The sequence below is a fragment of the Burkholderia sp. MSMB1498 genome (genome assembly GCF_001526245.1).
GTDB lineage: Bacteria > Pseudomonadota > Gammaproteobacteria > Burkholderiales > Burkholderiaceae > Burkholderia > Burkholderia savannae.
In genome coordinates, this window is record NZ_LOYJ01000080.1 from 63,290 (window position 1) to 84,574 (window position 21,285).

The window sequence follows — 21,285 nt, forward strand, 5'->3', positions numbered from 1 at the left end:
CGACGCGGCTTTTTCGATCCCGACATGCATACCGTTACGCTCAAGCCGTCGAAAGACAAATCCCTGCTGCGCCGCCATCCGTGGATCTACGCGAATGCGATCGACCGCGTCGACGGCAAGCCCGCGCCCGGCGCGACCGTCGTCGTGCGCTCGCACGACGGCCGCTTCCTCGCGCGCGCCGCGTACAGCCCGCATTCGCAGATCCGGCTGCGCGTGTGGAGCTTCGACGAGAACGAGCCGATCGACCATGCGTTCTTCAAGCGGCGCGTGCAGCGCGCGGTTGCGCATCGCAACACGATGATCGCCGGCACGGGCGCGGTGCGGCTCGTGTTCGGCGAGGCGGACGGGCTGCCGGGGCTCGTCGTCGATTACTACGTCGCCGCGCAGGTTCCCGCGCAACGCGCTGCCGCCCACGCAGCGGAGCCGCCGGCCTCCGGCGAGGGCGCGGGCCGCGGCCAGCTCGTCTGCCAGTTCATGGCGGCGGGCGTCGAGCACTGGAAGGGCGCGATCGTCGCGGCGCTCGTCGCCGCGACCGGCTGCCCGAACGTCTACGAGCGCTCGGACGTGTCGATCCGCGAAAAGGAAGGCCTCGAGCAGACGACGGGCGTGCTCGCGGGCGATCCGCCGCCCGACACGCTGATCGCGAACGAGAACGGCGTGCTGTACCACGTCGACGTCCGCAACGGCCACAAGACGGGCTTCTATGTCGATCAGCGCGACAACCGCGCGCTCGTCGCGCAGTACGCGCGCGAGCGCGACGTGCTGAACTGCTTCTGCTACACGGGCGGCTTCTCGCTCGCGGCGCTCAAGGGCGGCGCGAAGCGGGTCGTGTCGATCGACTCGTCGGGCGACGCGCTCGCGCTCGCGCAGCGCAACGTCGCCGCGAACGGCTTCGACGCCGCGCGCGCCGAGTGGCTCGACGCCGACGCATTCAAGACGCTGCGCCGCCTCGTCGACGAAGGCGAGCGCTTCGACCTCGTCGTGCTCGACCCGCCGAAGTTCGCGCCGACGCGCGACAGCGTCGAGCGCGCCGCGCGCGCGTACAAGGACATCAACCTGAGCGGCTTCAAGCTGCTGCGCCCGGGCGGCCTGCTGTTCACCTATTCGTGCTCGGGCGCGATCGACATGGAGCTGTTTCAGAAGATCGTCGCGGACGCGGCGGCCGACGCGAAGGTCGACGCGCGCATCCTGAAGCGGCTCGGCGCGGGCGTCGACCATCCGCTTCTGACCGCGTTCCCCGAAGGGGAATATCTGAAGGGCCTGCTGTTGCAAATCGCGTGATCGCCCCGATCTGAACGGGCGGCGCAGTGCGCGCCCGCGCCGCGCCGGCCATCCGGCCGGCAGCGGGGGCTTGACAGATATGTTTCAATAAGTGATCGAGCGCCCGGGAAGTTGCCGGGCGCGCTGTTTTCCCACTGTTTTGACCCCGTTTCACGAACCACAGGCGACCGACGACATGGCCATTCCCGTCACCATCCTCACCGGCTTCCTCGGCAGCGGCAAGACGACGCTGCTCAAGCGCATCCTGAACGAACAGCACGGCATGAAAATCGCCGTGATCGAAAACGAGTTCGGCGAGGAGAACATCGACAACGAGATCCTCGTCCAGGATTCGAACGAGCAGATCATCCAGATGAGCAACGGCTGCATCTGCTGCACGATCCGCGGCGACCTCGCGCGCGCGCTCGCCGACCTCGCCGCGAAGAAGCGCGACGGCAAGTTCGACTTCGACCGCGTGGTGATCGAGACGACGGGCCTCGCGAACCCGGGCCCCGTCGCGCAGACGTTCTTCATCGACAGCGAGATCGCCGACGAATTCCTGCTCGACGCGGTCATCACGCTCGTCGACGCGAAGCACGCCGACATGCAGCTCGACGAGCACGAAGTCGTGCAGCGCCAGGTCGGTTTCGCCGATCGCCTCTTCATCACGAAGGCGGACCTCGTCGACGACGAGACGGCCTCGGAGCTTAAGCACCGCCTGCTGCACATGAACCCGAGGGCGGCGATCAAGGTCGTGAACTTCGGCGACGCGGACATCAAGGAGATCTTCGACCTGCGCGGCTTCAACCTGAACGCGAAGCTCGAGATCGATCCGGACTTCCTGGCGGAAGACGAGCACGAGCACGCGCATCACCACGATCACGACCACGATCACGCGCATTGCGACCACGATCACGGCCATTGCGAGCACGATCACGAGCACGGCCATCAGGATCATCACCATGCGCACCACGACGACAAGATCAAGTCGTTCGTGTACCGCAACGATCGCCCGTTCGATCCGAACAAGCTCGAGGACTTCCTCGGCGGGATCTTGCAGATCTATGGCGAGCGGATGCTGCGCTACAAGGGCGTGCTGTACATGAAGGGCGTTGACCGCAAGGTCGTGTTCCAGGGCGTGCACCAGATGATGGGCAGCGATCTCGCCGCGAAGTGGCTGCCGGCCGAGAAGAAGACCAACAAGATGGTGTTCATCGGCGTCGACCTGCCGCGCGACCTCATCACCGACGGCCTCGACGCCTGCCTCGCGTAACGCGCCCACGCGCGGCCGGCGCGCGGCTCGGTCCGGGCGCGCCGGCGCGATTGCGCGCGGGGCGACGGCGACGCGGCCCCGCGCGCTCACCGCTCACCGCTCACCGTCGCCCCACCCGACACTCGCCGTCCGATCGCACGCCGCTGCCGAGCCCGCGCGCGTCGCGTCCCGCACCCGCGGCGAAGACCGCCGCGCCGCCCGCTCGCCGGCGTGCAGTCGTCATCGCTTTTTCCTGATTTGCGGGTTATATTTTCAGGATACCGCTTGACCGGCAGGGGATCGACCCGATACGGCGAGGACTTGCGATTCAGTTACAATACCTGCCCGCTGGAGAGAGAAGGGCGGCGGCAGGCCCGATCCTTGCATGAGCGTGGGCGGCTCGGTGGAGCGCCGGGGATGGCCGCCCGCCGGTCGCGCGCAATCCGGTCCTCCCAAGGGGAGTCCTGAACGAAATGGGCCCGGTATCCGGAGGCTTTCGGCCCCGCCGCAGCGAATGGCAAACAATTGCAAGGGCTGTTGCGGGTAATCCCAAAGTGCGGGCAATATCTACAGATTCGCCGCACATTGAAGAAGCAAGCAGATGACGAAGAAACTCTTGACCGAAGCCGAAATCCTGAAGATGAGCGACAAGGATTACATGAATGAGGATCAGCTCGCCTTCTTCAAAAATCGGCTCGAACAATTGCAGGCGGAAATTCTCCGCAATGCGGGCCAGACGACCGAGAATCTGCGCGAAACGGTGATCGTGCCGGACCCCGCCGATCGCGCGACGATCGAGGAAGAGCACGCGCTCGAACTGCGCACGCGCGACCGCGAACGCAAGCTTCTCAAGAAGGTCCAGCAGTCGCTCGCCCGCATCGAATCGGGCGAATACGGCTGGTGCGAAGAGACGGGCGAGCCGATCGGCATTCCGCGTCTGCTCGCGCGTCCGACGGCCACGCTGTCGCTCGAGGCGCAAGAGCGCCGCGAGCTGCGTCAGAAGCTGTTCGGCGACTGACCTTCCCGGCGCGGCCCGCCTTCCGCGCCTCACACGCTTTGCACAAAGCGCGCGGCCTGCCGCGCGCTTTTGTTTTTCCGCTGCCGCCCGCTTCCCCCTCGCGACGGCGCTCGACGCACGCCGCTCTTGATATCGCGGCGCCCGCCCTAAAATGAAGTCCATGCGCGTCGAGCCGGCAGGCCACGCCACGGCTTGCGCGCGCCGCATCACGCGGCGGCGCCCGCGCGCCCCGCATCCCCCGTCTTTCTCGAGGATTACAGATGGAGCAATTTCACGGCACCACGATCGTCTCCGTGCGGCGCGGCGACAAGGTCGCGCTCGGCGGCGACGGCCAGGTCACGCTCGGCAATATCGTGATGAAGGGCGGTGCGCGCAAGGTGCGCCGCATCTACAACAACCAGGTGCTCATCGGCTTCGCGGGCGGCACGGCCGACGCCTTCTCGCTCCTCGACCGCTTCGAGGCAAAGCTCGAAAAGCACCAGGGCAACCTGACGCGCGCCGCCGTCGAGCTCGCGAAGGACTGGCGCACCGACCGCATGTTGCGCCGCCTCGAAGCGATGCTGATCGCGGCCGATGCGAGCACGACGCTCGTCATCACCGGCAACGGCGACGTGCTCGACCCGGAAGGCGGGATCTGCGCGATCGGCTCGGGCGGCGCCTACGCGCAGGCCGCCGCGCGCGCGCTCGCGGAGAACACCGATCTGTCCCCGCGCGAGATCGTCGAAAAATCGCTCGAGATCGCGGGCGACATGTGCATCTACACGAACCACAATCGCGTCATCGAGACTATCGAGTAAGGACGAAGCAATGAGCACCATGACCCCTGCCGAGATCGTCTCGGAACTCGACAAGCACATCATCGGCCAGGACAACGCGAAGAAGGCCGTCGCGGTCGCGCTGCGCAACCGCTGGCGCCGCCAGCAGGTCGCCGAGCCGCTGCGCCAGGAAATCACGCCGAAGAACATTCTGATGATCGGGCCGACGGGCGTCGGCAAGACCGAGATCGCGCGCCGCCTCGCGAAGCTCGCCGACGCGCCGTTCATCAAGATCGAAGCGACGAAGTTCACCGAAGTCGGCTATGTCGGCCGCGACGTCGACAGCATCGTGCGCGATCTGATCGAGATCTCGGTCAAGCAGACGCGCGAAGCGGAGATGCGCAAGGTGCGCAGCAAGGCGACCGACCAGGCCGAGGACCGCATCCTCGACACCCTGCTGCCGCAGCCGCGAGCGGTCGGCTTCGGCGCGAACGCCGAGCACGCGAACGACGACAACAACGCAACCCGCCAGACGTTCCGCAAGCGCCTGCGCGAAGGCCAGCTCGACGACAAGGAAATCGAGCTCGACATCGAGCAGCCGAGCGTCGGCATGGACATCATGGCGCCGCCGGGCATGGAAGAGATGACCGAGCAGATCCGCTCGATGTTCTCGAACCTGGGCGGCGGCAAGAAGCAGCGCCGCAAGGTGAAGATCAAGGAAGCGCTGAAGCTGCTCACCGACGAGGAAGCGGCGAAGATGCTCAACGACGAGGAAGTGAAGACGAAGGCCGTGCAGAACGTCGAGCAGAACGGCATCGTGTTCCTCGACGAGATCGACAAGATCACGTCGAGAAACCACGAAGGCGGCGGCGGCGAGGTGTCGCGGCAGGGCGTGCAGCGCGATCTGCTGCCGCTCGTCGAGGGCACGACGATCAACACGAAGTACGGGATGGTGAAGACCGATCACATCCTGTTCATCGCGAGCGGCGCGTTCCATCTCGCGAAGCCGAGCGACTTGATCCCCGAGCTGCAAGGGCGCTTCCCGATCCGCGTCGAGCTCGAATCGCTGTCGGTGAAGGATTTCGAAGCGATTCTCGTCGCGACCGACGCAAGCCTCGTCAAGCAGTATCAGGCGCTCCTCGCGACCGAGGACGTCAAGCTCGAGTTCGCCGACGACGGCATCCGCCGGCTCGCCGAGATCGCATACGCGGTCAACGAGAAGACCGAGAACATCGGCGCGCGGCGCCTGTACACGGTGATCGAGAAGCTGCTCGAGGAAGTGTCGTTCGCGGCGGGCAACCACGCCGGCCAGAGCGTGACGATCGATGCGGCGTACGTCGACCGTGCGCTCGGCGAGGTGTCGAAGGACGAGGATCTGTCGCGCTACGTGCTGTAACGCGAAGCGGCTTTGCCGACCGAAAAAAACGGGCGGTCCCTTGCGGGGCTGCCCGTTTTTCGTTTCGGCGCGCGGCGCGGCATCGATCTCGGCCGCTTGCGGCTCGGCATCTATCGCCCGCCGCCGGCTGCGAATCTTTCGCGTCGATCGCTCGAAGCCGGCCTCGCCGACCACGGACCGACCACGGACCGACCGCCGGCCGATTGCATGCCGACCGCCGACCGACTACCAGCCGACTGCCAAGCCGATTGCCCGGCGCGCCTCGCCGCCACCGCAACGCGCGGTGCAAGCGCCGTGCGACGCCCGGCGTCCGCGGCGCGCGCCCCGCTCTTACTGCCGCACCGGCTTCTTCGCGAGCTTGCGCTGCAGCGTGCGGCGGTGCATGTTGAGTGCGCGCGCGGTCGCCGAGATGTTGTTGTTGTTCTCCGCGAGCACGCGCTGGATATGCTCCCATTCGAGCCGGTCGACCGACAGCACGACCGGATTCTCGAGCGCCTCTTCGGCCTGCACTTCGCTCGCGTTCGTCTGCAGTGCGGCGAGGATCGATTCGACGTTCGCCGGCTTCGCGAGATAGTTGTCCGCGCCGTCCTTCACCGCCTGCACCGCGGTCGCGATGCTCGCGTAGCCCGTCAGCACGAGGATTCGCGCGTCGGGCTGCAGATCGCACAGCGGCGCGATGAGGCTCAGGCCCGAATCGTCGCCGAGGTGCAGATCGACCGTGATGAACTGGAATTTCTCGGCGCCCGCGAGCTTGAGCGCCTCGTCCTTGTTGTGCGCCTGCCGCACCGTGTAGCCGCGGCGCTCGAGCCCGCGCGCCAGCGTGCCGGCAAACACTTCGTTGTCGTCGATCACGAGGAAATTCTTGTCGCTCATTTGCATCACTCCGTCTTGTCTATCCGTTACCGTTCGCCATCTCGGCCGCCACCTGGCGCGCGACCGGCAGCCGCAGGATCGCCCGCGTGCCTCGCGGCTGCGCGTCGGCGAGCTCGATCGAGCCGCTGAGGCGCGCCGCCGCGCTGAACGCCAGATACAGGCCAACCCCGTGGCCGCCCTGCGTGCTGTCGACGGGCGCCGCGCCGAGCGCGTCGCGCAACGCGGCCGGGATGCCCGGCCCGTTGTCGCAGACTTCGAACTCGATTTCGTCGCGTGCGCCGTCATGCGCGATCGTTGCCGCCAGCGTAACGCGATCGCGGCTCGCGCGCGCGGCATTGTCGAGCAGGATGGTCAGGATCTGGCCGACCGCGACCGTATCGTCGAGCGCGACGCCCGCGGGCTGCGGCCCCAACTGCTCGAACAGCACGTGCGGATGGCGCAGCCGCCAGTGCTCGACGAACGTGTCGAGCCATTCGCCGACCGGCTCGCTGCTCGGCCGCTCCGACGCGCGGCTCCTGAGGCGCGCGAGCGCCGACGTGCATTGCGACATCTGCTCCTCGAGCACCTTCAGGTCCGCATCGTAGCGCGCGAGCCCCGCATCCGTGCGGGCGGCCTCGCGCAGCTCCTCGGTCAGCATCGCGATCGTCGACAGCGGCGTGCCCATCTCGTGCGCGACCGTGGCCGCCTGCACGCCGAGCGCGACCGCGCGCTCGTCGCGCAGCAGCGCCTGCTGCGCCTCGCCGAGCGCCGCGTCGCGCTGGCGCAGCGCGCTCGACATCCGCGCGACGAACCACGCGATGAGCCCGACGCTCACCATGAAGTTCACCCACATGCCCGCCCGGAAATAATCGAACAGATTCGCGGGATTATCCAGGTTGAGCGGCACCGAATCGAAGCCGAGCGCGAGATAGCACGCGACCGCGAACGCCGCGAGCCAGATCATCAGGTGCCACGGCAGCACCGCGGCCGCGATCGCGAGTGACGGCAAATACAGCGACACGAACGGGTTCGTCGTCCCGCCGGACAGGAACAGGAGCGCCGACAACGCGCCCAGGTCGACCCATAGCTGGCCGAGCAGCTCGAAATTGGTCTCGGGCCGCGCACGCAGCACGCGCACCCACGTCAGCGCGTTGAAGACGATTTCGAGCGCGATTACCATCAGCATCGCCGGCAACGGCAAATGGACGCCGAAATAGGTCTGTACAACGGCGATCGTAACGAGTTGGCCGATGATCGCGAGATTGCGCAGCCAGAACAGATGGCTCAGGTTGACGCGTCCGGTGGTGGTGATTCGTTGCATCCGCGCAGTTTACCTTCTCAGTCTTCGCGCTCGGGCCGGCCGGCCCCCGCGCTCCCCGCGCCCGCGGCGACGCGCCGGGCGATCTCGTCGGCGAGACATTCCGGGCACAGGCAGCGCGCGCCCGTCGCGGGCTGCGCGCCGGGCGGCAGGCTCGGCATCGCCGCGCACCAGCAGGTGAACGGACGCGTGCGGGCGCCGCAGTCGAACGCGCTGCCGCAGCGCGGGCAACGCTTGCTGATCAGGCCGGACGTAGCGGCGGGCTCGGTCATCTCGAATAGGCCGGGTCAAGCCGGAAAGGGCAGAAAGGGACAAAAAGCGAGCGCCGGCGGCCGGCACAGCCGGTCCGCCGCCGCGAGGCGGCTGCCCGGCCACCGCCTCGCGGCGGGCAGCCGAGCACCACGTGCCAAGCATAAGCGCCGCGCGCGGAATTTGCATGCGGATCGCGCAGGAAAACGTCACTTTTCCGGCGACGGCGCATGCTTGCGGCACCCGCGCCGCCCATTGTCCGAACGGCCAAAAACCCCATGCTGCGGTGCGCCACTCCTGTACAATTCCGCCTGTTTCAACCGTTTCGCACCAGAGCCGCCGCCATGTCCGAGCCGATCGACCTCTCGCAGATCTCCCCCGTCCTGAAAGCCGAAATTCTCGCCGAAGCGCTGCCGTACATTCGCCGCTACCACGGCAAGACCGTGGTGATCAAATACGGCGGCAACGCGATGACGGAAGAGCGGCTCAAGCAAGGCTTCGCGCGCGACGTGATCCTGCTCAAGCTCGTCGGCATCAATCCGGTGATCGTGCACGGCGGCGGCCCGCAGATCGACCAGGCGCTCAAGAAGATCGGCAAGCAGGGCACGTTCATTCAGGGGATGCGCGTCACCGACGAAGAGACGATGGAAGTCGTCGAATGGGTGCTGGGCGGCGAGGTGCAGCAGGACATCGTCACGCTGATCAACCACTTCGGCGGCCATGCGGTCGGCCTGACGGGCAAGGACGGCGGCCTCATCCACGCGCGCAAGCTGATGATGCCGGACCGCGACAACCCGGGCGAGTACGTCGATATCGGCCAGGTCGGCGAGGTCGAGGCGATCAACCCGGCCGTCGTGAGGGCGCTGCAGGACGACGCGTTCATCCCGGTGATCTCGCCGATCGGCTTCGGCGAGGACGGCCTGTCGTACAACATCAACGCCGACCTCGTCGCCGGCAAGCTCGCGACCGTGCTGAACGCCGAGAAGCTCGTGATGATGACGAACATCCCCGGCGTGATGGACAAGGAAGGCAACCTGCTGACCGACCTGTCCGCGCGCGAGATCGACGCCCTCTTCGAAGACGGCACGATTTCGGGCGGCATGCTGCCGAAGATCTCGTCCGCGCTCGACGCGGCGAAGAGCGGCGTGAAGTCGGTTCACATCGTCGACGGCCGCATCGAGCACTCGGTGCTGCTCGAGATCCTGACCGAGCAGCCGTTCGGCACGATGATCCGCTCGCATTGAGCGCGCGCCGTCAGCCACCCCGCGCGGCCTTGCCGCCAGCCGGCGAGCAGACGCCCGGACGCCGTCGCGCGCGGCGCGCCCGTCCGCACGCGGGCAGCCCCGTCTGGCTCTTCGATCTCGACAACACGCTGCATCACGCGTCGCACGCGATCTTCCCGGTGATCAACCAGGCGATGACGCAATACATCGCCGACACGCTGAAAGTCGAGCGCGCGCACGCCGATCACCTGCGCACCTACTACTCGCGCCGCTACGGCGCGGCGCTCCTCGGCCTCGCGCGCCATCATTCGATCGATCCGCACGATTTCCTGAAGGTCGTCCACACGTTCGCCGACCTGCCGTCGATGGTGCGCGCCGAGCGCGGGCTCGCGCGGCTCGTCGCGGCGCTGCCCGGCCGCAAGATCGTGCTGACGAACGCGCCCGAGGCGTACGCGCGCGCGGTGCTGCGCGAGCTGAGGATCGAGCGCCTGTTCGAGCGCGTGATCGCGATCGAGCACATGCGCGACCGCCGCGCGTGGCGCGCGAAGCCCGACGCGACGATGCTGCGCCGGGCGATGCGCGCCGCGCACGTGCGCCTGTCCGACGCGATCCTCGTCGAGGATACGCGCGGCCACCTGAAGCGCTACAAGCGGCTCGGCATCCGAACGGTCTGGATCACGGGGCACCTGCCCGGTCATCTGCCAAGCTACGGGCGGCCGCACTATGTCGATCGTCGCATTGGTTCGCTAAAATCGCTGCGATTGGGCACTCGATCGGGGCGACGAAAATGCAGCCGACTCACCCGCAGGACCCGGCAGTAACCGCAGCGGCGGAAGACGAACGCAACCCCGCCTCCCGCACCCGCGTGCGCCTGAAGCCGGGCGAGCGTCGCGTGCACATTCTGCAGACGCTCGCGTCGATGCTCGAATCGCCGAAGAGCGAGAAGATCACGACCGCGGCGCTCGCCGCGCGTCTCGACGTGTCGGAGGCCGCGCTCTACCGGCATTTCGCGAGCAAGGCGCAGATGTTCGAAGGCCTCATCGAATTCATCGAGGAGACGTTCTTCGGGCTCGTCAACCAGATCGCCGCGAACGAGCCGAACGGCGTGCTGCAGGCGCGCTCGATCGCGCTGATGCTGCTCAATTTTTCGGCGAAGAATCCCGGCATGACCCGCGTGCTGACGGGCGAGGCGCTCGTCGGCGAGCACGAGCGCCTCGCCGAGCGCGTCAATCAGATGCTCGAGCGGATCGAGGCGTCGATCAAGCAGAGCCTGCGCGTCGCGCTTCTCGAAGCGAGCGCGCGCGCCGACGCCGCCGCTGCCGCCGCGCCGCCGCCCTCCGTGCCGCTGCCGGACGACTACGATCCGGCGCTGCGCGCGAGCCTCGTCGTCAGCTATGTGCTCGGCCGCTGGCACCGCTATGCGAAGAGCGGCTTCACGAAAGCGCCGGGCGAACACGCCGACGCGCAGTTGCGGCTGATCCTGCAGTAGCGCTGCAGCGGCGCAGGCGCGAAGCCGCCGCGAACATGGAGAACATGGAGAACATGGAGGACGCGGCGAGCACGAGGGAAACGGCGGGCATTACCGCGCTTCCGCGCCCGAAGCCAAACGCCTGGCGCTCGGCACGCCCTCGCCGCGACGCCGAAGTTTTTCCGTTATACTTGCGCGATTGTTGTTGTCGTCGCTTCGCGGCGATGCTCGGAAAGCGCGCCGATTTGCTGACTCGATTGCGGGCGCGCGAACCGGCCGGGGCTCCGTCCCGGCGGTTCAGTACAAATGCGGCTAAAGAGGTCGTCAGCCGGCTCCCCGCTTCCCGCGCACGCCCGACAACCATTTAGCCGCCCAGTCATAAGGCGGAACGAATGGAATCGATCGGCATCGTCGCTCCACAAACCATGCATTTCGCCGAACCGCTGCGCCTGCAAAGCGGCAGCGTGCTCGGCAACTATCAGCTCGTCGTCGAGACCTACGGCGAGCTCAACGCCGCGCGCTCGAACGCGGTGCTCGTCTGCCACGCGCTCAACGCGTCGCACCACGTCGCGGGCGTCTACGCGGACGATCCGCGCAACACCGGCTGGTGGGACAACATGGTCGGCCCCGGCAAACCGCTCGACACGACCCGCTTCTTCGTGATCGGCGTCAACAATCTCGGCTCGTGTTTCGGCTCGACCGGGCCGATGAGCATCGATCCCGCAACGGGCACGCCGTACGGCGCGCGCTTTCCGGTCGTGACGGTCGAGGACTGGGTGCATGCGCAGGCGCGCGTCGCCGACGCGTTCGGCATCGAGCGCTTCGCCGCGGTGATGGGCGGCAGCCTCGGCGGAATGCAGGCGCTCGCGTGGAGCCTCCTGTATCCGGAGCGGGTCGCGCATTGCATCGACATCGCGTCGACGCCGAAGCTGTCCGCGCAGAACATCGCGTTCAACGAGGTCGCGCGCTCGGCGATCCTGTCGGACCCCGATTTCCACGGCGGCGACTACTACGCGCATGGCGTGAAGCCGCGGCGGGGCCTGCGCGTCGCGCGGATGATCGGCCACATCACGTATCTGTCCGACGACGACATGGCCGAGAAATTCGGCCGGGCGCTGCGCCGCTCGGACGGCGCGCTCGACGCGTACAACTTCAACTTCGACGTCGAGTTCGAAGTCGAGTCGTACCTGCGCTACCAGGGCGACAAGTTCGCCGACTACTTCGACGCGAACACGTACCTGCTCATCACGCGCGCGCTCGACTACTTCGATCCGGCGAAGGCGTTCGACGGCAACCTGACGGCGGCGCTCGCGCATACCAAGGCGAAGTATCTCGTCGCGGGCTTCACGACCGACTGGCGCTTCGCGCCCGCGCGCTCGCGCGAGATCGTGAAGGCGCTGCTCGACAACCGGCGCGCGGTGTCGTACGCGGAGATCGATGCGCCGCACGGGCACGACGCGTTCCTGCTCGACGACGCGCGCTATCACAACCTGGTGCGCGCCTATTACGAACGAATTGCCGAGGAGGTGGGCGCATGAACCAACAGGCGCTGAACACGCTGTCCGCACGCGCGGACTTTCGCGCGATCGCGCGCTGGGTCGAGCCGCGCTCGACAGTGCTCGATCTCGGCTGCGGCGACGGGTCGCTGCTGTCGCTCCTCTCCGAGGAGCTCGAAGTATCGGGCTACGGCGTCGAGATCAACGATGCCGGCGTGCTCGCGAGCGTGAAGAACGGCATCAACGTGATCCAGCAGAATCTCGAGGACGGCCTGCGCCTCTTCGAGGATCACAGCTTCGATTTCGCGATCCTGTCGCAGACGCTGCAGACGATCCACCAGACGGCCGCGATCTTGCGCGAGACCGCGCGCGTCGGCCGCGAATGCATCGTGTCGTTCCCGAACTTCGGCTATTGGGCGCACCGGCTGTCGGTGCTGCGCGGCCGCATGCCGGTATCGAAATCGCTGCCTTACCAGTGGCACAACACACCGAACGTGCGGGTGCTGACGATCAAGGATTTCGAGGCGCTCGCGCCCGAAGTCGGCGTCGAGATTCTCGACCGCGCGGTGCTGCACGAAGGGCAGCCGATTCGATGGGGAGTGAACTGGCGTGGTAGTCTTGCGGTCTACCGCGTCAAGCGGAGACAACCCTAGTATTTAGTTCGATGACCAAACCACCGCACGACGCGCCCGCCCTCAACGCCCACGAGGACCACCCGGGCTGGCGCGCGTTTCTGAACACGCACATGCTGATCTGCGTCTTTCTCGGCTTCACGTCGGGACTGCCGCTCTTCACCCTCGTCTACCTGGTGCAAGCCTGGCTGCGCTCGGAAGGCGTGAACCTGAAGGAGATCGGCCTCTTCGCGCTCATTCAGTTCCCCTACACGTGGAAGTTCCTGTGGGCGCCGCTGATGGACCGCTTCATCCCGCGCCTGCCCGGCTGGCGGCCGGGGCGGCGGCGCGGCTGGATGCTCGTCACGCAGTTGCTCGTCGCCGTTGCGATCGCGGCGCTCGGCTTCGTGTCGCCGCGCGAATCGATCTGGACGGTCGCCGCGCTGACGACGCTCGTCGCGTTCTTCGGCGCGAGCGCCGATATCGTGATCGACGCATACCGCCGCGAATTGCTGCGCGATACCGAGCAGGGCCTGGGCAACGCGGTGCACGTGAACGCGTACAAGGTCGCGGCGCTGATTCCCGGCTCGCTGTCGCTGATCCTGTCCGATCACCTGCCGTGGGACGCCGTGTTCGCGCTCACGGCCGCGTTCATGCTGCCCGGCATCTTGATGACGCTCGTCGTGCGCGAACCCGACGTGCACGGCGCGCCGCCGAAGAGCCTGTCGGACGCGGTGGTCCTGCCGTTTCGCGAATTCATCGGCCGCGACGGCTGGCGCGGCGCGCTGCTCGTGCTCGGCTTCATCTTCCTCTACAAGCTCGGCGACACGATGGCGACGACGCTGTCGACGTCGTTCTTCCTCGACCTCGGCTTCAACAAGACGCAGATCGGCGTGATCGCGAAAACGACCGCGTTCTGGGCGAGCCTCGCGGGCGGCATCATCGGCGGCGTGTGGCTCGTGAAGATCGGCATCGCGCGCGGGCTGTGGATCTTCGGGGTCCTGCAGATCGTGTCGACGCTCGGCTTCGCGTGGCTCGCGAAGGCGGGCCCGGACGCCGTGCTGATGGCGGCCATCTACGGCTTCGAGACATTTTCCACGGGCCTCACGCTCGCCGCGTTCACCGCGTACATCGCGAGCACGACGGACCCGCGCTACACGGCGACGCAATTCGCGCTGTTCACGAGCCTCGCGTCGGTGCCGCGCACGCTCGCGTCGGCGTCGAGCGGCTTCATCGTGTCGCAGATCGGCTGGTTCGACTATTTCCTCGTCTGCGCGGCGCTCGGCATCCCCGGCATGCTGCTGCTGTTCAAGATCGCGCCGTGGAACGGCAGCATGCCCCGCAACGAGGCCGCCCGTGCAGGCTAAGCTGCGCGCCGCCCGCGCCGCGCTCACGTTCGCGGGCGGCGTCGCGCTCGGCGTAGCCGGCCCGGCGCTCGGGCTCGAGCTGTGCATGGCCGAGCCGGTCATCGTCGCCGACAACGGCGCGCCGTCCGCGCCGCCGCCGAGCGCGCCGCTCGTCGCCACGCCCGCGGCTCCGGCCGCGGCGCCCGCAGCCGGCAGCCCGCAGCCGTACGGGCTCGGCGATCAGCAGGTGCGCTACGGCAATGCGATCGTGTTCCGCAGCCTGATTCCATCGCCGCTGCTCGAGCAGCTGACCGACAACGAATACCGGCAGACCGTGCAAGACGCCGCGCAGCGCGACCGCCTGCTGCCGCCGAACAGCGCGCGCGTGAAGCGGCTGCGCGCGATCGTCACGCGGCTCGCACCGTATGCGGTCAAGTGGAGCGAGCGCGTGAAGGGCTGGGGCTGGGAAATCGAGGTGTTGCGCTCGCGCTCGATTCGCGCGTTCTGCCTGCCGGGCGGCAAGGTGCTCGTCGACAGCGGGCTGCTCGACCGGCTGCGCCTCACCGACGACGAACTCGGCGTACTGTTCGCGCACGAGATCGCGCACGCGCTGCGCGAGCACGCACGCTCGAGCCTCGGCGAGCAGCAGGCCGCGTCGCTCGGCACCGGCGCGACGCCGCTGCCGCCGCTCTTCGGACTGTCGGACCCGCTGCCCGCGCCGCTCGGCGTCGTCGAGCGCTTCGCATCGGTCCGCTACGATCCGACCGACGAAACCGAAGCCGACGTGATCGGCGGCGACATCGCCGCGCGCGCGGGCTTCGATCCGCGCGCGGCGATCACGCTGTGGGACAAGCTCGCGGTCGCGACGCGCGCCGACAAGGAAAGCGGCTTCATCTACGCGCATCCGTACGATACGCGACGCCGCAACGATCTGCGCAAGCGCCTTGCGGACCTGATGCCGCTCTACAAGAAAGCGCTCGACAAACATGCCGACGCGAGCGCCGCGGGCGCGGACGGCGCGAAGCAGCGCGGCACCGCGGCGGGAAATCGCTAGGCGATGAATCGCCGAACGGTGAACGGTGAATCGCCAGACGGCAAAGGTTGAACGGCGAAAGTTGAACGGCCGCGGCTGATCGGCGAAGGCCGGGCAACGCGCCTCACGAACGCTCCCGCACCGCGTCGCGCCCGCGGTCGGCTCCGCGGTTTGCGCCCGCAGCCCGGGCCGGCAGACCGCCTTGGTCGAGCCGCTTGCGCGAGTCCCCCAGCGCGTTCGCGCCGCCCGTCACGCCCCTCCGTCATTCCCCCGCCTCGAGCGCGATCGGCTGCCGGCCGCCCGCCTGCACCCAGCGCACTTCGTCGCTCGGGCTGCGTCCGAACAGCCGCTTGAACTCGCGGCTGAACTGCGACGCGCTCGCATAGCCCACCCGCGCCGCCGCCGCGCCCGCGCTCAATCCGTCCTGCACCATCATCAGCCGCGCATGATGAAGCCGCGTCGCCTTCACGTACTGCATCGGCGAGCTCGCCGTCACGCTCTTGAACTGCGCATGAAACACGGCGACGCTCATCCCCGCTTCGCTCGCGAGCGTCTCCACGTCGAGCTCGCCGCTCAGGTCCGCGTGAATCCGCCGCAGCGCCTTCGCGACGCGGCCGAAGTGATGTTGCTGCGCGAGCGCCGCGCGAATCGCGTCGCCTTGCGCGCCCGTCAACACGCGGTAGCCGATCTCGCGCATGATCGCCGGGCCGAGCACGCGCGTGTCGGCGGGCGACGCGAGCGTCTCGAGCAGGCGCAGCACCGCGTCCGCGAGCGGCGCGTCGAGCGGCGTCGAGTAAACGCCGCGCGGCTCGCTGATCGACGCGCCGTGCGTCTCGTCGAGCAGGATCGCGAGCTCGGCGATCACCGCGAGATCGATGCGAATCGACAGCGCGAGGAACGGCTCCTCCGGCGTCGCGAACGTCTCGCATTCGAACGGCAGCGGCACCGACAGCACCAGATACTGCTGCGCGTCGTAGACGAAGGTCTGCTCGCCGACATAGCCGCGCTTGCGCCCCTGGCAGACGACGACGATGCTCGGCTCGTACAGCACCGGCATTCGCGGCACCGGCCGGTTCGAGCGAATGAAGCGCACGCCGTCGATCGCGGCGTGCGTATAGCCTTCGTTCGGCGCGAGCCGGTCGAACAGCGCGAGGATGCGACGCCGCAGATGCGCGCCGCCGTCGTGGAAAAGGGGTTCGAAGCTCATCGGACTTCCTTCGGACTGCAAGAGAATCAGGCTTGCAATCTAGCACCGGACAAGCCTTTTTTCCGCACTTTGCCCGGCATTCGAGAGAAATAGGCAAACCTTCGAGATCTTCAGGTATTCCGCGCGCGTACCCCCGTGCTTACGATGTGCCCCGTGCCGCTGCGCCGCCGCATTCCGCGGCCGCGCGCGGCGCGTGTCTTTTCGAGTCAGGAGCCTTCATGAGCACGACTTACGCTTACGCGGCAACGAGCGCCACGACGCCGCTCGCGCCGTTCGAATTCCAGCGCCGCGCGCTGCGCGATCTCGACGTGCAGATCGAGATCCTCTACTGCGGCGTCTGCCATTCCGATCTCCACCAGGCCCGCAACGAATGGAAGAACACGACGTACCCGGTGGTGCCGGGCCATGAGATCGTCGGCCGCGTGACGGCCGTCGGCCCGCAGGTCACGCGCTTCAAGGCAGGCGAGCTCGTCGGCGTCGGCTGCCTCGTCGATTCGTGCCGCACGTGCCCGAGCTGCGCGGAAGGGCTCGAGCAGTATTGCGAGAACGGTTTCGTCGGCACGTACAACGGCCGCGACCGCGCGACGGGCGACATCACGTACGGCGGCTACTCGACGCAGGTCGTCGTCGACGAGGCGTTCGTGCTGCGCGTGCCCGACACGCTCGATCCGGCGGGCGCGGCGCCGCTCCTCTGCGCGGGGATCACCACGTATTCGCCGCTGCGCCAGTGGGGCGCGGGGCCCGGCAAGAAGGTCGGCATCGTCGGCCTGGGCGGCCTTGGCCACATGGGCGTGAAGCTCGCGCGCGCGATGGGCGCGCACGTCGTGCTGTTCACGACATCGCCGCCGAAGATCGAGGACGGCAAGCGGCTCGGCGCGCACGAAGTCGTCATTTCGAAGAACGAAGCGCAGATGAATGCGCATCTGAACAGCTTCGACTTCATTTTGAACACGGTCGCCGCGCAGCACGATCTGAATCCGTTCCTCCACCTGCTGAAGCGCGACGGCACGATGACGCTCGTCGGCGCGCCGGAGCACGATCATCCGTCGCCGCGGGTCTTCAACCTGATCTACAAGCGCCGCCGCCTCGCGGGCTCGCTGATCGGCGGCATCGCCGAGACGCAGGAGATGCTCGATTTCTGCGCGCGGCATGGAATCACGTCGGACATCGAAGTGATTCCGATGTCGCAGATCAACGCAGCGTACGAGCGGATGCTGAAGAGCGACGTGAAGTACCGCTTCGTGATCGACATCGGGTCGATCAAGCCGAAGCGCGCGGCGTGACGAGCGGCTGCTCGCCCGACCGGCGCGCCGGCGCGTAGCGGAATCGATCCGGCGCGTCGCGCGCCGTTCGAGACGCCGGGCGCGGTGCGTCGTGCGTCGTGCGTCGTGCGTCGTGCGTCGTGCGTCGTGCAGCATCGCCCCCATCTCACCGCAACGCAAGCCGCAAAAAAACGGGCCGCACGCGCGGCCCGTTTTTCTTTCCGTCGTCGCCACCCGCTCGCGACGATCGCCCGGCCCGCTCTCGCAGAAGCGAGCCGGCGCGACCGCCCGCCGCGTCACTTGTAGTCGTAATCGACCGTGAGCGGCGCGTGATCGCTGAACTTGACGTCGCGGAAGATCGACGTGCTTTTCGCCGTGCCGGCAATGCCCGGCGTCGCGATCTGGTAATCGATCCGCCACCCGACGTTCTTCGCGTACGCCTGGCCGCGATTGCTCCACCACGTGTACTGCTCAGGCCGCGAATCGAGCGTGCGGAACACGTCGACATAGCCGACTTCGTCGAACAGCTGCGTGAGCCACGCGCGCTCCTCCGGCAGGCAGCCGGAGTTCTTCTGATTGCTCTTCCAGTTCTTGATGTCGATTTCCTTGTGGACGATGTTCACGTCGCCGCACAGGATCACTTCGCGCTTCGCCTTCAGCTCGGCGAGGTGCGGCATGAACTCGTCCATGAAGCGATACTTCGCCTGCTGGCGCTCGTCGCCGCTCGAACCGGACGGCACGTACACCGACACCACCGACAGCTTGCCGAAGCGCGCCTCGACATAGCGGCCCTCCGAATCGAACTCGCTGCTGCCGTAGCCGATGATCACGTCGTCGGGCTCGCGGCGCGAGTAAAGGCCCGCGCCGCTATAGCCCTTCTTCTCCGCGTGGTGGAAGTAGCTCCTGAAGCCGTGCGGCCCGACGAACTCGGCGGGCAGATCGTCCGCCGACACCTTGATTTCCTGCACGCAGACGCAATCCGCGTTCTGCTCGCCAAGCCAGTCGAAGAAGCCCTTTTTCGCGGCCGAGCGGATGCCGTTCAGATTCGCGGTGATGACACGCAGCATGGTGAATTCCGTCCAGTGATTTCGTTGCGGTTTATTGGATTCTGATGCCGGCGAGCTCGGGCTTCGCGGGCGGATATTCGAGCTTCATCGCGGTCAGCTCGCGCTGCAGCAGCTCGGCGATCATCACGTTGCGATGCGTCTTCGAATCGGCCGGAATCACGTACCACGGCGCATGCTCGGCCGACGTCGCGACGAGCGCGTCGCGGTACGCGGCCTGATACGCGTCCCAGTGCTTGCGCGCTTCGAGATCCGAAATATCGAACTTCCAGTGCTTGTTCGGATCGTCGATGCGCGCCTGCAGCCGAGCGCGCTGCTCGTCCTTCGAGATGTGCAGGAAGCATTTGACGACCCGCGTGCCGGATTCGGCGAGCATCTCCTCGAACTGCCGGATCTGCTTGTAGCGCCGCTCGCACTCGGCCTTGTCGATCGCGCCCGTCACGCGGGGCACGAGGACATCCTCGTAATGGCTGCGATTGAAGATCGTCAGCTCGCCCGCGGCGGGCACCTGCGCGTGGACGCGCCACAGGAAATCGTGCGCGAGCTCGACCGACGTCGGCGCCTTGAACGACACGATGCGCAGCCCGAGCGGATCGACTTCGTGGAACACCGCGCGCACGGTGCCGTCCTTGCCGCTCGTGTCCATCCCTTGCAGCACGAGCAGCATCCGCTTGTGCCGCTGCGTATGCAGGCGCTCCTGCAGCGCGTCGAGCTGCAACGCGACGGCGGAGAGCCGCTCGCGGTCGGTTTCCTTCGCCCCGCTCGAAAACGGCTTCGCGGCCGGATCGAACGCGTCGAGCGCGAATGCGGCGGCTTCTTTTTCGCGCGTGTGATACGGCACGCAGTAGTCGTCAAGCGACGGTTGCTTGGCCATCGGCACCTCCTTTCGTGTTGCACGAAGCGCGGCCCGGCGCTTCGCGAAACGCGAGCGGGCCGCCCCGAACGCCGGTTCGGCGGCGGCCCGCTTGCTTCAGTTCGGCTTCAATCCGGCGCCGCCCGCTCAGCCGAGCTTCTTTTTCAGGAGCTCGTTGACCTGCTGCGGGTTCGCCTTGCCCTTCGTCGCCTTCATCGCCTGGCCGACGAGCGCGTTGAACGCCTTTTCCTTGCCCGCGCGGAATTCCTCGACCGATTTCGCGTTCGCGGCGAGCACCTCGTCGATGATCGCCTCGAGCGCGCCCGTGTCGGAAATCTGCTTCAGGCCCTTCGCGTCGATGATGCGGTCGGCCGCGCCTTCGTCGGCCGCCTTCTCGTCCCAGATCGTCACGAAGATTTCCTTCGCGATCTTGTTCGAGATCGTGCCGTCGGCGATCCGCTGCAGCACGAGCGCGAGCTGCGCGGCCGACACCGGGCACGCATCGATTTCGATGCCGTCGCGGTTCAACTGCGACGACACGTCGCCCATCAGCCAGTTCGCGGCGATCTTCGCGTTCGCCGCGCCGGCCTTCGCGACCACCGCCTCGAAGTACGCGGCCATCGCCTTGCTCGACGTCAGCACGCCCGCGTCATAGGCGGACACGCCGTACTGCTCGACGAAGCGCTGCTGCATCGCGGCCGGCAGCTCGGGCATCTCGCCCCTCACGCGCTCGACCCAGTCCGCGCCGATCACGAGCGGCATCAGGTCCGGATCGGGGAAGTAGCGGTAGTCGTGCGCGTCTTCCTTGCTGCGCATCGAGCGCGTCTCGCGCTTGTCCGGGTCGTACAGGCGCGTTTCCTGCACGACTTCGCCGCCGTCCTCGATCAGCTCGATCTGGCGGCGCACCTCGAAGTTGATCGCTTCCTCGAGGAAGCGGAACGAGTTCAGGTTCTTGATCTCGGCGCGCGTGCCGAACTTCTCCTGGCCGACCGGGCGCACCGACACGTTCGCGTCGCAGCGAAACGACCCTTCCTGCATGTTGCCGTCGCAAATGCCGAGCCACACGACGAGGCCGTGCAGCGCCTTCGCATACGCGACCGCTTCAGCCGCGCTCCTCATTTCCGGCTCGGTGACGATTTCGAGCAGCGGCGTGCCCGCGCGGTTCAGGTCGATGCCCGTCATCCCCGCGAAGTCCTCGTGCAGCGACTTGCCCGCATCTTCTTCCAGATGCGCGCGGGTCAGGTTGACCGTCTTCGAATACGCGTCCTTGCCGGCCTTTTCGTTGGCGGGCACCTGGATCGTGATCTGGCCGCCCTGCACGACCGGGATCTCGTACTGGCTGATCTGATAGCCCTTCGGCAGATCCGGGTAGAAGTAATTCTTCCGCGCGAAGATGCTGCGCGGCGCGACCGTCGCGCCGATCGCGAGGCCGAAGCGGATCGCCCGCTCGACCGCGCCGCGGTTCAGCACGGGCAGCACGCCCGGCAGCGCGAGGTCGACCGGGCAAGCCTGCGTGTTCGGTTCCGCGCCGAACTGCGTCGACGCGCCCGAGAAAATCTTCGAGACGGTCGACAGCTGCGCGTGCGTCTCGACGCCGATAACGACTTCCCACTGGGTCATGC

Annotated in this window: 20 protein-coding genes; 13 read left to right on the forward strand and 7 right to left on the reverse strand. The window is 67.3% G+C overall.

The features are described 5' to 3' along the window. The first annotated feature begins 24 nt into the window (after positions 1–24). From WS91_RS17800 to hslU, 5 genes are all read left to right on the forward strand, one after another. Positions 25–1,281 (forward strand): class I SAM-dependent rRNA methyltransferase, encoded by a 1,257-nt coding sequence (locus WS91_RS17800; protein ID WP_059670718.1) that lies wholly within the window; start codon positions 25–27, stop codon positions 1,279–1,281. Between the two features lie 175 nt (positions 1,282–1,456). Next, a complete protein-coding gene (locus WS91_RS17805) occupies positions 1,457–2,533 on the forward strand; it encodes a CobW family GTP-binding protein (RefSeq protein WP_059670719.1) in 1,077 nt (358 codons plus the stop codon). 580 nt (positions 2,534–3,113) lie between these two features. Beyond that, positions 3,114–3,530, forward strand: a complete 417-nt coding sequence (dksA, locus tag WS91_RS17810; protein ID WP_006024133.1) for an RNA polymerase-binding protein DksA — start codon at positions 3,114–3,116, stop codon at positions 3,528–3,530. Between the two features lie 260 nt (positions 3,531–3,790). After that, a complete protein-coding gene (hslV, locus tag WS91_RS17815; protein ID WP_038748557.1) occupies positions 3,791–4,327 on the forward strand; it encodes an ATP-dependent protease subunit HslV in 537 nt (178 codons plus the stop codon). A gap of 10 nt (positions 4,328–4,337) precedes the next feature. Beyond that, on the forward strand, positions 4,338–5,681 hold the full coding sequence (hslU, locus tag WS91_RS17820; RefSeq protein ID WP_038748558.1) for an ATP-dependent protease ATPase subunit HslU: 1,344 nt from the start codon (positions 4,338–4,340) through the stop codon (positions 5,679–5,681). A gap of 330 nt (positions 5,682–6,011) precedes the next feature. Here hslU and WS91_RS17825 read toward each other — a convergent pair whose 3' ends face one another. The 3 genes from WS91_RS17825 to WS91_RS17835 are packed head-to-tail and all read right to left on the reverse strand — an operon-like array spanning position 6,012 to position 8,123. Continuing rightward, positions 6,012–6,554: a response regulator transcription factor gene (locus WS91_RS17825; RefSeq protein WP_038748639.1), complete on the reverse strand. Its 543-nt coding sequence runs from the start codon at positions 6,552–6,554 to the stop codon at positions 6,012–6,014. A 19-nt stretch (positions 6,555–6,573) separates the two neighbouring features. Beyond that, positions 6,574–7,854, reverse strand: coding sequence for an ATP-binding protein (locus WS91_RS17830; RefSeq protein WP_038748559.1), 1,281 nt, complete (start codon positions 7,852–7,854; stop codon positions 6,574–6,576). 17 nt (positions 7,855–7,871) lie between these two features. After that, the gene (locus WS91_RS17835; protein WP_059583775.1) at positions 7,872–8,123 is read right to left on the reverse strand and encodes a cysteine-rich CWC family protein; all 252 of its coding nucleotides are present in this window, start codon (positions 8,121–8,123) and stop codon (positions 7,872–7,874) included. A gap of 321 nt (positions 8,124–8,444) precedes the next feature. Here WS91_RS17835 and argB point away from each other — a divergent pair, with 321 nt between their 5' ends. From argB to WS91_RS17870, 7 genes are all read left to right on the forward strand, one after another. Then, the gene (gene argB / locus WS91_RS17840; protein WP_038748561.1) at positions 8,445–9,344 is read left to right on the forward strand and encodes an acetylglutamate kinase; all 900 of its coding nucleotides are present in this window, start codon (positions 8,445–8,447) and stop codon (positions 9,342–9,344) included. Then, positions 9,341–10,144 carry a pyrimidine 5'-nucleotidase gene (locus tag WS91_RS17845; protein WP_082717313.1) on the forward strand — a complete coding sequence of 268 codons (804 nt, stop codon included), beginning with the start codon at positions 9,341–9,343 and terminating at the stop codon, positions 10,142–10,144. The genes argB and WS91_RS17845 overlap by 4 nt, the downstream gene beginning before the upstream one ends. Next, entirely contained in the window at positions 10,111–10,812 is a 702-nt protein-coding gene (gene slmA, locus WS91_RS17850) for a nucleoid occlusion factor SlmA (RefSeq protein ID WP_059583770.1), read from the forward strand. Before WS91_RS17845 ends, slmA begins: the two co-directional genes overlap by 34 nt. 371 nt (positions 10,813–11,183) lie before the next feature. Beyond that, positions 11,184–12,329, forward strand: a complete 1,146-nt coding sequence (metX, locus tag WS91_RS17855) for a homoserine O-succinyltransferase MetX (protein ID WP_038748564.1) — start codon at positions 11,184–11,186, stop codon at positions 12,327–12,329. Further along, on the forward strand, positions 12,326–12,940 hold the full coding sequence (gene metW, locus WS91_RS17860) for a methionine biosynthesis protein MetW (protein WP_038748565.1): 615 nt from the start codon (positions 12,326–12,328) through the stop codon (positions 12,938–12,940). The genes metX and metW overlap by 4 nt, the downstream gene beginning before the upstream one ends. Positions 12,941–12,951: 11 nt before the next feature. Continuing rightward, positions 12,952–14,265, forward strand: a complete 1,314-nt coding sequence (locus tag WS91_RS17865; RefSeq protein WP_038748566.1) for an AmpG family muropeptide MFS transporter — start codon at positions 12,952–12,954, stop codon at positions 14,263–14,265. After that, on the forward strand, positions 14,255–15,298 hold the full coding sequence (locus WS91_RS17870; protein ID WP_038748567.1) for a M48 family metallopeptidase: 1,044 nt from the start codon (positions 14,255–14,257) through the stop codon (positions 15,296–15,298). The genes WS91_RS17865 and WS91_RS17870 overlap by 11 nt, the downstream gene beginning before the upstream one ends. A gap of 241 nt (positions 15,299–15,539) precedes the next feature. On the opposite strand, the gene WS91_RS17875 is transcribed toward WS91_RS17870, so the two are convergent. Next, positions 15,540–16,484 (reverse strand): AraC family transcriptional regulator, encoded by a 945-nt coding sequence (locus tag WS91_RS17875; protein ID WP_059583764.1) that lies wholly within the window; start codon positions 16,482–16,484, stop codon positions 15,540–15,542. 218 nt (positions 16,485–16,702) lie between these two features. On the opposite strand from WS91_RS17875, the gene WS91_RS17880 reads away from it, so the two are divergent. Next, the gene (locus tag WS91_RS17880; protein WP_059670720.1) at positions 16,703–17,767 is read left to right on the forward strand and encodes an NAD(P)-dependent alcohol dehydrogenase; all 1,065 of its coding nucleotides are present in this window, start codon (positions 16,703–16,705) and stop codon (positions 17,765–17,767) included. 275 nt (positions 17,768–18,042) lie between these two features. Here WS91_RS17880 and WS91_RS17885 read toward each other — a convergent pair whose 3' ends face one another. The 3 genes from WS91_RS17885 to gatB all read right to left on the reverse strand — a co-directional run bounded on the left by WS91_RS17885 (position 18,043) and on the right by gatB (position 21,283). Then, the gene (locus WS91_RS17885) at positions 18,043–18,813 is read right to left on the reverse strand and encodes an exodeoxyribonuclease III (RefSeq protein WP_059583756.1); all 771 of its coding nucleotides are present in this window, start codon (positions 18,811–18,813) and stop codon (positions 18,043–18,045) included. 31 nt (positions 18,814–18,844) lie between these two features. Then, a complete protein-coding gene (locus tag WS91_RS17890; protein WP_038748571.1) occupies positions 18,845–19,684 on the reverse strand; it encodes a PPK2 family polyphosphate kinase in 840 nt (279 codons plus the stop codon). Between the two features lie 126 nt (positions 19,685–19,810). After that, positions 19,811–21,283: an Asp-tRNA(Asn)/Glu-tRNA(Gln) amidotransferase subunit GatB gene (gene gatB, locus WS91_RS17895; protein WP_059670721.1), complete on the reverse strand. Its 1,473-nt coding sequence runs from the start codon at positions 21,281–21,283 to the stop codon at positions 19,811–19,813. Positions 21,284–21,285: the final 2 nt, after the last annotated feature.